Here is a 10,381-nt window from a genome sequence, read left to right as displayed (position 1 = left end):
GTGGAAGGGGTGGGGCGAGGTCTCCCACGGTCTGTACTGTTGCAGCAGTCAGATGCGAACTGTTCGTCCCACCACCCCTTCAAGTCTAACCATACAAGCGAATTCATTCGCGAAGGCGGTAGTTCAGGCGGTACATCTGCAGCGTATGCACCCGCCTCTTCGCGAATGAATTCGCTCCCACGAACAACCGTGTATTCAGGAGTTTTGGCGGTGAAAACACATTCCTGTGGGAGCGAATTCATTCGCGAAGGCGGTAGTTCAGGCGTTACATCTGCAGCGTATGCACCCGTCTCTTCGCGAATGAATTCGCTCCCACTAACAACCGTGCATTCAAGTGGTTTGGCGGTGAAAACATAATCCTGTGGGAGCGAATTCATTCGCGAAGGCGGTAGTTCAGGCGGTACATCTGCAGCGTATGCACCCGTCTCTTCGCGAATGAATTCGCTCCCACCAGGTTTTGCGCTTGCGGGCAAATATCGACGCCTATACGTCAGATCATGGCCCTGCGTGATCAAACCTCGCTGCGCCCTACCCCATTCGCCACCCTGATCACATCCGCCATCACCGCAATAGCGATCTCCGCTGGAGTTTTACTGCCCAGGTTCAAGCCGATCGGCGCGTGAATACGCTGCAACTGCGCCTCTTCCAGACCACCAATACGCACCAGCCGCTCCATGCGTTTTTCACTGGTGCGCCGCGAGCCCATGGCGCCGATGTAAAAGGCGTCGGTTCGCACGGCCTCCATCAGCGTCAGATCGTCCAGTCGCGGATCGTGGGTCAGTGCAACCACCGCTGTGGCAGCGTGGCAGCCACCTTCGGCGATGAACACCGACGGCAGCACCTCGCGGATTTGCACGCCTGCCATAGCGAACCCTGCAATGACCTCAGCACGTGGATCACAGAGAATCACTTCGTAGCCCAAGGCCACAGCGAAACTGGCGCAGAACTCCGCCACGGGAGACAGCCCGGCAAGAATCAGCCGATACACGGCCCCGACTCTGATAAACACTTGATCACCCGACACTGAAACCCGCGCCTCTTCCATGCTCGCCGGGCGAATATCGCGTTCAGTGCCGTGCAGGCGCACGCCCCTTATTGCCAATTCCCGCCCAGCGAGAGCGTGATCTATCGCTGCCAGGTGTGTCTCGCTGTCTTCGCCTGGCTCAAGGTACTCGACCAATACATCCAGTACGCCGCCACACGGCAATGCCAGATTGGGTGCCAGTCCGCCATCGCCGTAGCGCACGATCTGATTCACCTGCGGAAAATACCGTGCAGCCAGTCGCTCGAGGAAATCATCCTCGACGCAGCCCCCCGAAAGCGAGCCGCGATGCTCCCCCGTCGATAACGCCACCAACATCGCCCCCGGCCCTCGCGGTGCAGAACCGAAGGTCGAGAGGACCGTGCAGAGCCAGATCGGCTTGCCGGACGCGAGCCAGTCACGGGCTTGCTGAATGACCTGCAAATCAAGCTGCTTCATCGTTAAAACATCCAACCCTGCGCCGCTTGAAATAAAAAAGGCCACCCCTCAACGGAGTAGAACCGAGGTGGCCTGGATAACTGGGGATCGGTCTTCGGATCAACGGATATTCCGGTATTCTTTCTCGCTCACCTGCTCCATCCAGTTCACCACCTTACCGTCCAACGCTTCGGCAATGGCGACATGGGTCATGCCGGTGTTGGCGGCTGCACCGTGCCAATGCTTGACGCCGGGCGGAATCCACACGGTGTCACCGGCCTTTATTATCTGAATAGCCTTGCCTGATTCCTGCACTAGCCCCGTTCCCGCGGTGACGATCAGGGTTTGCCCCAACGGATGCGTATGCCAGGCAGAGCGGGCACCCGGTTCGAACGTCACCGTCGCACCACTTACCCTGGCAGGCTCACTGCCCTTGAACGGCGCATCAATCCGCACTGCGCCGGTAAAAAAGTCCGCCGGGCCCTTGACCGAAGGCTGTGATCCGTTAGGCGTAACGGTCACCGGCATCGCCTCCGCGTGGGACTCGAACGCGACTAGCGAGAGCGATAAAGCAGCAGCTGCAAGTGTTCTCATGATGACCTCACTGGAATGTATTAAGCGCTGAACCGTGGATGCGGGCGCCGCAACCTCAGCCTTGAGCACCACGCTGTGCAAAGACCTCTTTCAACACCGGCACTGCCGACATTGCCTTTGGCCAACCGGTGTAAAACGCCAGATGCGTCACCACTTCAGCCGCCTGTTCGCGGGTCAGACCGTTGTCCATGGCGCGGTTGAGATGGAACGGCAGCTGTGCCGCCTGGCCCTGAGTAATCAATGCAGCAACGGTCACCAGGCTGCGATCCCGCGCCGTCAGGCTGGTTTGTCGCCACAGGTCTGCAAACAGCACTTCATCGGTGAAGCGCCCGAGCTCCGGGGCTACATCTGCCGTCGCAGCAGCAACAGCTGCTTTACGCCTGGCTTCGCTGGCGGGGTCGAGAGTCAGCGGCTCAGTGGCCGGTGGCACGATCTGGTCTGCAGGAATGCCCCGCTCGTCAAAGACGTTTTTCGCCACGCCCACCGCGGACATCGCGTTCGGCCAGCCGGAATAGAACGCAAGGTGAGTAATCAACGCGCTGATTTCACTGGGCTTGAGACCGTTGTCGAGACCCAGTTTCACGTGGCTGGTCATCTGGGCGGTCTGTCCGCCGGCCACCAGTGAAGACAGGGTGATCAGGCTGCGATCACGAGGCGACAGTTCCTTGCGCTTCCAGACTTCGCCGAACAGTAACTCAGTGGTGTATTGATAAAGCTGAGGCGTGACTTCCAGGACATCAGGCAAAGGCTTCGGATCAGGCCTGGCTCTGGATTCGCTGCCATCGGATGCAGCAGCGAAAAAGAGAGTGGCGAACGCGGTTGCTAGCAGCTTCATGCATGGCCCTTTCAAGTAGATGAATGTGCCCGGGATCTGGCCCCGGCGGGTAAATGATCCTTGGACGTTAAAGCACTGAAAGGACCAGAACTATGGGCGATAACCGCATGCAACGATGAGTGGAATTCACCAATACTTTTCAAGGCTGGTAGCGCAACGCATCAACCACCAGAGAAAATGCCAGCGAGGCATGACGCCGGTTCGGGTAATACAGGTGATAGCCCGCGCACGGCTGACACCAATCGTCGAGCACAGCCACCAATCGGCCGTCTTCAATGAACGGTGCCGCCCGGTCTTCCGGCAGATAAGCCAGCCCAAGACCCGCCACTGCCGCATCCAGCCGCATGAAAATGCTGTTGAAGGTCAGTTGCCCTTCCACCCTAACCTTGACCTCGCGGCCATCCTTTTCGAAGTCCCAGACAAACAGTTCGCCATGGGTCGGAAAACGAATGTTGATGCAGTTGTGCCTGGCCAGGTCCTGCGGGACTTCAGGTCGCGAATGCCTGAGAAAATAATCCGGTGAACCCACGATGACCCAGCGCAGATCAGGACTGATCCGCACGGCAATCATGTCCTTGGCGACCCGTTCGCCCAGTCGCACGCCAATGTCGAAGCGCTCGGCGACGATATTGGTCAGGCCGGAATCGATATTGACCTCGACATTGATGTCCGGGTACTGCGGCAACAGTTTCTGCAACGCCGGGGCAATGATCGAGATGGCCGCGTGCTCACTGGCCGTAATGCGGATGGTGCCAGCGGGCGTTTCGCGTTGATCGCTCAACATCGCCAACTCCGAAGTGATCTCATCGAAGCGAGGCTTCAGCGTGCGCAGCAACCGCTCACCGGCCTCGGTCGGTGAAACACTGCGGGTAGTGCGCGTCAGCAAGCGCAACCCCAGCCGCGCTTCGAGATTGCGGATGGTATGGCTCAAGGCCGAAGGGCTGACACCCAGTCTGGCGGCAGCCTTGGTAAAACTGCGATCGGTCGCAACAGCGGCAAAGGCGAAGAGATCGTTGAAGTTTTCCTGCTGCATTCGGGGTTCCGTTTTCTGAGGCATCTGGAGCGCCGAAGCTGGCAAGTCCGTTCAATTAAAGCATCCGGGATTGTCACGACTCACTGTTCCGACATCGGCTGTTCCACCATCGGCGTAAAGCTGGCGAAGGTCAGGTTTGCACAAGACTCAATCAACGCGCTGACGATCTCGGTCATCGGCGCACTGGAAAAATGCGCAGTCATTTCTGTCGCGCTGGACCAGTAGCCGCTCATGATCCATACGTCGTCCCGACTGGAGCTACGAATCAACGAATAACCCAGACAGCCCTGAATGTGTTGAATACGTGCGACGCAGGCTTGCAGATAAGGCTCCAGCTGTGAGTCCGCCTCCTGATTGATCCAGATTTCCAGCGTGTTGACGGCTGTAATAGTCATGATTTTTGCCCGCGGCTCGTTGAGTGCGGACAGGAACTTAACCAGCCATCGGGCTCATGAATATAGGGTCAAATCTAATCAGGCTACTGAGCGAAATTCATCAATCACGGAATTGGCCTGCCTGAAAAGCTTTCGGGCGTTGGTTTTTGAGCTGGCCGGAAGGCGTCTTGCGCGAGTCAGAACTGACGTCGTCCATGGGGCGAACAAGCTACAGCCCTCGCGGGAAAAGAGCTTGCGCCATGTCGGTATAAAACCGGATTCAACATCATGGGTTATCGCTTGGGCGTAGTGCGTTGCCACTGTCACTTGAGTTGCTGGCTGGACACAGGCAGCAATCAACGGCCCATTGGTCCCTCGTGAGATACATCCTGCAATGAATGCGTCTGCAATGACACATGCTTTCGTGAAGCAGACACGGACCTATCGACGCGCTGGAAAGGAGTCAACGGCTTGTCGAGGGGGCGTCTGACTCGCAAGATTTGGCGGTTAACGGGTTCCACTCAAGGCCAGGCCGCCCCATTAAATAAACCAATAACATAATAGAAATACATATCAATCAATAAAATACATATTAGCTTAGAATCAAAAAGCCTTTTACAGCGCACAACCATAAGAATAGGTTCTTAGAAAACCAACCTGACTTTCGCCTTTTGTCAGTCTTCCATGCGCCCGACTCCCGCTGTGAAAAGGATCTATCCATGCCCCTGAGACATTCCTCGGTAATACCCGACCTCGCCAATACTGCAGCAATACACAGTCTCATGGGTCAAGGGTCGAGGATTGCGCGATGAGTAAACGTTTCCCGTTATTTCGCCTGCTGGCCGCCTGCGCCACCGCCGCCACCCTGCTGGGCTGCTCACCGTCCGCTCAGGATCTGGAAGCCAACAAGACCCTGAAGATCGCTTTCTTTCGCGACAACACCACACTCGTCAGCCTCGATCCCTTCCAGGTTTACTGGCTGGAGCATCGCGTAGTTTTGCGCAACGTTGCCGAGTCGTTGACCGATCAGGACCCGCAAAACGGGAAGATCATTCCCTGGCTGGCTGAAAGCTGGGAAGTCAGTGATAACGCGCTGGAATACACGTTCCATCTGCGCAAAGACGTGACCTTCAGCAATGGCACGCGTTTCGATGCCCAGGCAGTGAAAGCCGCCTATGACTCCAACAAGGCCTTTGCGGCGCAACTGCCTACCACGTTCGGCGCGACTTATCTGAAGGGCTACGATCACGCAGAAGTCGTCGATGACTTCACCGTGAAGCTGGTGTTGTCCACGCCTAACGCAGGATTCCTGCAAGCCACCTCAACCACCAACCTTTCGATTCTGGCGCCGGAATCCTACAAGCTCAGCGTCAAGGAACGTTCGCTGGGCGCCATTATTGGCACCGGGCCGTTCGTGCTGGAGCGCTACACCCCGGAAAGCGGCCTGAAGCTGGTCAAGCGCAAGGGCTATGCCTGGCCGTCCGCCAATGCGAAGAACAAAGGCGAAGCGCACCTCAATACCGTCGAGGTCAGCTACGTGCCGGAAGAAAGCGTGCGCAACGGCCAGTTCGTACAAGGCCAGGTGGATATTCTCTGGCCTCGCGCGCCCTTCTCTGAAGTCGATCTGAACCTGTTCAAATCCAAGGGCGCCACGATTCAGAGCCGTTCGTTGCCTGGCCCGGCGCTGAACTTCTACCCCAACACCCGTGGCACGCGCATCCTGGCAGATCGCAATGTGCGGCTTGCGCTGCAAAAAGGCATCGACCGCAAGACCTATGCCGCGACCGTGTACAACCCGCAGTTCCCGGTGGTGACCAGCATCTATGACGTCACCACGCCGTACTACAAGAACAAGGCCGACACGCTCAGCTATGACCCGCAAGGCGCGGAAAAACTGCTGGATGACGCAGGCTGGCAAAAAGGTCAGGACGGCTATCGCAGCAAGGACGGCAAACGACTCAAGCTGGTCTACAACTTGTCGCCAGCGGAAACCGCAGGCGATGTGCTGATTCAGGACCAACTGCGCAAGATAGGCATCGAACTCAAGCTCAATGTGCTGACCACCGCTGAATGGGCGGCCGCCAACGCCTCGGGCAACTATGACCTGACCTCTACCTACATGACCCGTGCCGACCCGATCATTCTGCAAACCATTATTGATCCGCGCTCGGCCAACAGCTCGACCCTGGCCACCAACCTGTATGCACCGGAAACCCTGCCCAAGGCACTGGAACTGTTTGATGCGGGCCTGACTGCCACACAGGCCGAACAGCGCGCCAAGGCTTACGGCGATCTGCAGGATCTGTTGATTGAAGAAGGCTCGGCATTCCCGATCTACGAGCGCGTCTGGCAGGCCGCGACCGCCAAGAAAGTCCATAACTTCTACTGGACTGCAGAAGGCTTCGCCCTGCTCAACGACATCGAGATTGCAGCGCCATGAGCCGCTATGTGATCGGCCGGATTGGCCAGGCGCTGCTGGTATTGTGGGGTGCGTACAGCGTGACGTACTTCATCCTGTATTTACTGCCGGGTGACACGCTGTCGATCATGCTCAGTGCGTCGGGTGTCGAAATCGACGCGCTGTCGCCTGAAGAAATCGCCAAGGCACAAGCCTATTACGGTCTGGATGGCGGGATTTTCCAGCAGTACTTTCACTTGCTGTGGGGCGCGGTGCAGGGTGATTTCGGCAGCTCGCTGACCCTCAACCGCCCTGTGGCAGAATTGCTCGTCGAGCGCTTGCCGCAGACCCTGGCGCTGGCCGGTCTGGCCATCGTATTTTCATTGATTGGCGGCATCGGTCTGGCCTACCTCACCGCTTATGTACGCTGGCAGCCGCTCAAGGTCGCACTGGCCCGATTGCCCTCGCTGGGCTTTTCGGTGCCAGTGTTCTGGATGGGGCTGCTGCTGATTCAGTTATTTGCCTTTACCCTGGGCTGGTTTCCGGCCACCGGCAATCAGGGTTTCTCCAGCCTGATCCTGCCCGCCGTCACTCTGGCGATTCCCAGCGCTGCGGTTTATGCCCAAGTGTTGCAACGCGGCTTCCAAGGTGTCTGGAAAGAACCCTACATCATTACCGCCTATGCCAAAGGCCTGAGCCGTGCCCAGGTTCAGGCCCGGCATGCGTTCAAGAATGCAGCCCTGCCGTTGCTGACCCTGATCGGTCTGCAAGTGGGCAATACCGTCTCCGGAGCCGTACTGGTCGAGACGATCTTTGCCCGTTCTGGAGTCGGTCGCCTCGCGCAAGAAGCCGTATTACGCCAGGACATCCCCGTGGTACTGGCAATCGTCGCAGTTTCGGCGGCGGCCTTTGTTCTGATCAATCTGATCGTTGACCTGCTCTACCCCGCCCTCGACCCACGTATCGCCCACACACCAAAGGTCTCCTGACGCCATGACTATTTTTGATAATCGCCTTGAACGTCTGGCCCGCAGCTTCACCAAAACGGATCCGGCACCGCCCGCGCTGTGGCGACGTCGCAGTCGTTTCAGCCGGGCATTGGAGGCCACCCAACCGCTGTTGCGCCGACCAGGCTTCGTGCTGGCGGTGGCAATCATCGCCTTTGCGTTGTTGTCCGCCGTGGCGCCTAACCTGCTCACCGACTTTGCGCCTTACGCCACCTCCCCCGTCGACAAACTCACTCCACCCAATGGCGTGCATTGGTTCGGCACCGATGAACTCGGCCGAGACCTCTACACCCGCGTGGTTTACGGATCGGGCCTCTCGGTACAGGCAGCATTGCTGGCCGTGGGCATCGCGCTGGCGGGTGGCTTGAGCCTGGGCATCGTCTCCGGTTTCGCTGGCGGGCGCATCGATGCCGCGATCATGCGTTTCATTGATGTACTGCTGGCACTGCCAGGCCTGCTGCTCGCGCTGGCTATCGTTACCGCGATCGGCTTCGGCACCATCCCGGTGGCCATCGCCGTGGGCGTAGGGATCATCCCCGGTTTCGCCCGCACCACGCGAGCCGAAGTGCTGCGCATCAAAACCCTGCCCTACGTTGAAGCGGCGCGTCTGGGCGGCGCCAGCTGGACCCGGACCTTGCTGCGCCACATCCTGCCCAACGCCTGGGGCCCGGTTGCAGTACTGGCAACACTGGATTTCGGCGCGGCGATTCTCGCGACTGCGGGCCTGAGCTTTCTCGGTTTTGGCGCGGAGCCGCCTGCCGCTGAATGGGGCACGCTGATCGCCAACGGTCGTCACTTCCTGATGACCGCGCCGTGGGTGTCGTTGTTGCCGGGGCTGTTCGTCGTCGCCGTCGTATTCAGCTTCAACCACATCGCCCGCACCCTTGAGGAGACTCAACGATGAGCATCACGGATGCATTGATCGACGTGCGCCAACTGGCCGTTGCTTACCGTTTTGGCGGGCAGGTCAATCAGGCTGTGCGCGGCGTTTCCTTTCAGGTCGCCAAAGGGGAAACCCTGGCCATTGTCGGTGAGTCCGGTTCCGGCAAGTCCACCATGGCCAACGCCATTCTTGGGCTATTACCGGACAACGCCATATTGACCGGCGGCGAACTGTGGGTCGACGGCACGGACCTGACCCACGCCTCTGAACGGCAGAAGCGCCAGCTTCGTGGCAGCACCATCGGTTTGGTGCCGCAGGACCCCATGGTCGGTTTGAATCCCACGCTGCGCATAGGCAAGCAAATCGGCGAGGCGCTAATTCAGGCCCACGGCCGTCGTTATGCTGCCGTGGACGCTGATGTGCTGGAGTTGCTGCAACAGGTGGGTCTGGACAAACCACTGCTGCGCGCCCGGCAATATCCCCACGAACTGTCGGGTGGCATGCGCCAACGGGTGCTGATTGCGATTGCTCTGGCGGGAAATCCTCGGCTGATCATCGCCGACGAACCCACCAGCGCGCTGGACGTGACGGTGCAACGCAAGATTCTTGACCACCTGCAACGGCTGGTGGCCGAGCGCGGTATTTCGCTGCTGATCATCACCCACGATCTGGGCGTGGCTGCGGATCGCGCGGATCGGGTATTGGTGATGAAAAGCGGTGAACTGGTCGAACAAGGTCCGCCGCAGCAGATTCTCATAAGCCCGAGTCACTCCTACACCCAGGCATTGATAGCCGCCGCGCCCGCTTTCGGCCAGCGCAAGACGCCCGTTGCACCTCGCACTCTGGCGAAGGGTGCAGCGCCGATTCTGACGCTGGAGAATGTCGGCAAGTCGTTTCGGTTGCCCTATGTGAAGGGCGAAAACGCTGAATTCCAGGCCCTTGAAGACGTCAATTTCAAGGTCTATCCGGGGCAAACGCTGGCCATTGTGGGCGAGTCCGGCTCGGGTAAAAGCACCGCGTTGCGCATTGCGTTAGGGCTGGAAAAACCGACTCAAGGCCGCGTGTTGTTCGAAGATCAGGACATTACTCACCTGGGTTGGCGTGACTTTCGCCCGCTGCGGCGCCGCATGCAACTGGTCCAGCAAAACCCGTTCGCCGCCCTCGATCCGCGTTTCACCTTGTTCGAGAGCATCATTGAACCGCTGGTGTCGTTCGGGTTGCTCAAAGGCCGGGACCTGGAACAGGCGGCGCGCAAGCTGATCGAGCGGGTGCATCTGCCGGTGGCTTATCTCGACCGTTTGCCGCGGGAGCTTTCCGGTGGCCAGCGACAGCGAGTCGCCATCGCCCGCGCACTGGCGTTGCAACCGGACTTGCTGCTGCTCGATGAACCGGTCTCGGCCCTCGACGTGTCGGTACAGGCGCAGATTCTTGATCTGCTGGTGGAATTGCAACGCGAACTGGGCATCGCCTATGTGCTGGTGTCTCACGACCTCGCGGTGGTCGCCAGCGTGGCTCATCAGGTGCTGGTATTACGCCAGGGCAAGACCGTCGAACAAGGCGCTGCCAATGAAATTTTCCACCAGCCGGAAGCGGCGTACACCCGAGAGCTGATTGATGCGATACCGGGGCGACGGCTTGAGGTGGCAGCGCAGTATTGAATTGAAATCCATTCGGCAGCGCTCATCAAACAAAATATAACCACATGATTTGGAATGCTCTTCTGTAGGAGTGAGCTTGCTCGCGATAGCGTCAGCACAGGCAATATATTCATCGACTGATAGACCGAATCGCGAGCAAG

9 protein-coding genes are annotated in these 10,381 nt (G+C 58.7%); 4 read left to right on the top strand and 5 right to left on the bottom strand.

Annotation, left to right across the window (positions count from 1 at the left end; translation table 11 throughout):
- Positions 1 to 511 precede the first annotated feature (511 nt).
- The 5 genes from KDX30_RS18250 to KDX30_RS18230 all read right to left on the bottom strand — a co-directional run bounded on the left by KDX30_RS18250 (position 512) and on the right by KDX30_RS18230 (position 4,316).
- Positions 512 to 1,480 (bottom strand): XdhC family protein, encoded by a 969-nt coding sequence (locus tag KDX30_RS18250; RefSeq protein ID WP_231677134.1) that lies wholly within the window; start codon positions 1,478 to 1,480, stop codon positions 512 to 514.
- Between the two features lie 99 nt (positions 1,481 to 1,579).
- The gene (locus tag KDX30_RS18245) at positions 1,580 to 2,053 is read right to left on the bottom strand and encodes a (R)-mandelonitrile lyase (RefSeq protein ID WP_231677133.1); all 474 of its coding nucleotides are present in this window, start codon (positions 2,051 to 2,053) and stop codon (positions 1,580 to 1,582) included.
- A 55-nt stretch (positions 2,054 to 2,108) separates the two neighbouring features.
- Positions 2,109 to 2,888 carry a carboxymuconolactone decarboxylase family protein gene (locus KDX30_RS18240; protein WP_231677132.1) on the bottom strand — a complete coding sequence of 260 codons (780 nt, stop codon included), beginning with the start codon at positions 2,886 to 2,888 and terminating at the stop codon, positions 2,109 to 2,111.
- Between the two features lie 139 nt (positions 2,889 to 3,027).
- Positions 3,028 to 3,921, bottom strand: coding sequence for a LysR family transcriptional regulator (locus tag KDX30_RS18235; RefSeq protein ID WP_122704076.1), 894 nt, complete (start codon positions 3,919 to 3,921; stop codon positions 3,028 to 3,030).
- An 80-nt stretch (positions 3,922 to 4,001) separates the two neighbouring features.
- Positions 4,002 to 4,316, bottom strand: a complete 315-nt coding sequence (locus KDX30_RS18230) for an antibiotic biosynthesis monooxygenase family protein (protein WP_231677131.1) — start codon at positions 4,314 to 4,316, stop codon at positions 4,002 to 4,004.
- 787 nt (positions 4,317 to 5,103) lie between these two features.
- Between KDX30_RS18230 and KDX30_RS18225 the strand changes: the two genes are divergently transcribed.
- From KDX30_RS18225 to KDX30_RS18210, 4 genes are read left to right on the top strand one after another with little or no spacing between them, the layout of a single operon-like run.
- The gene (locus KDX30_RS18225; RefSeq protein ID WP_231677130.1) at positions 5,104 to 6,735 is read left to right on the top strand and encodes an ABC transporter substrate-binding protein; all 1,632 of its coding nucleotides are present in this window, start codon (positions 5,104 to 5,106) and stop codon (positions 6,733 to 6,735) included.
- Complete coding sequence (locus tag KDX30_RS18220; RefSeq protein WP_095102106.1) at positions 6,732 to 7,682, top strand: ABC transporter permease; 951 nt, start codon at positions 6,732 to 6,734, stop codon at positions 7,680 to 7,682. The genes KDX30_RS18225 and KDX30_RS18220 overlap by 4 nt, the downstream gene beginning before the upstream one ends.
- Positions 7,683 to 7,686: 4 nt before the next feature.
- Complete coding sequence (locus tag KDX30_RS18215) at positions 7,687 to 8,604, top strand: ABC transporter permease (RefSeq protein ID WP_231677129.1); 918 nt, start codon at positions 7,687 to 7,689, stop codon at positions 8,602 to 8,604.
- A complete protein-coding gene (locus tag KDX30_RS18210; protein ID WP_231677128.1) occupies positions 8,601 to 10,241 on the top strand; it encodes a dipeptide ABC transporter ATP-binding protein in 1,641 nt (546 codons plus the stop codon). Before KDX30_RS18215 ends, KDX30_RS18210 begins: the two co-directional genes overlap by 4 nt.
- Positions 10,242 to 10,381: the final 140 nt, after the last annotated feature.

Origin of the sequence: Pseudomonas quasicaspiana, from assembly GCF_021147825.1 — a bacterium.
GTDB classification, from domain to species: Bacteria; Pseudomonadota; Gammaproteobacteria; order Pseudomonadales; family Pseudomonadaceae; genus Aquipseudomonas; species Aquipseudomonas quasicaspiana.
Note: the sequence above shows the minus strand (reverse complement) of the source record. Positions and strands in the feature narration are given on the sequence as shown.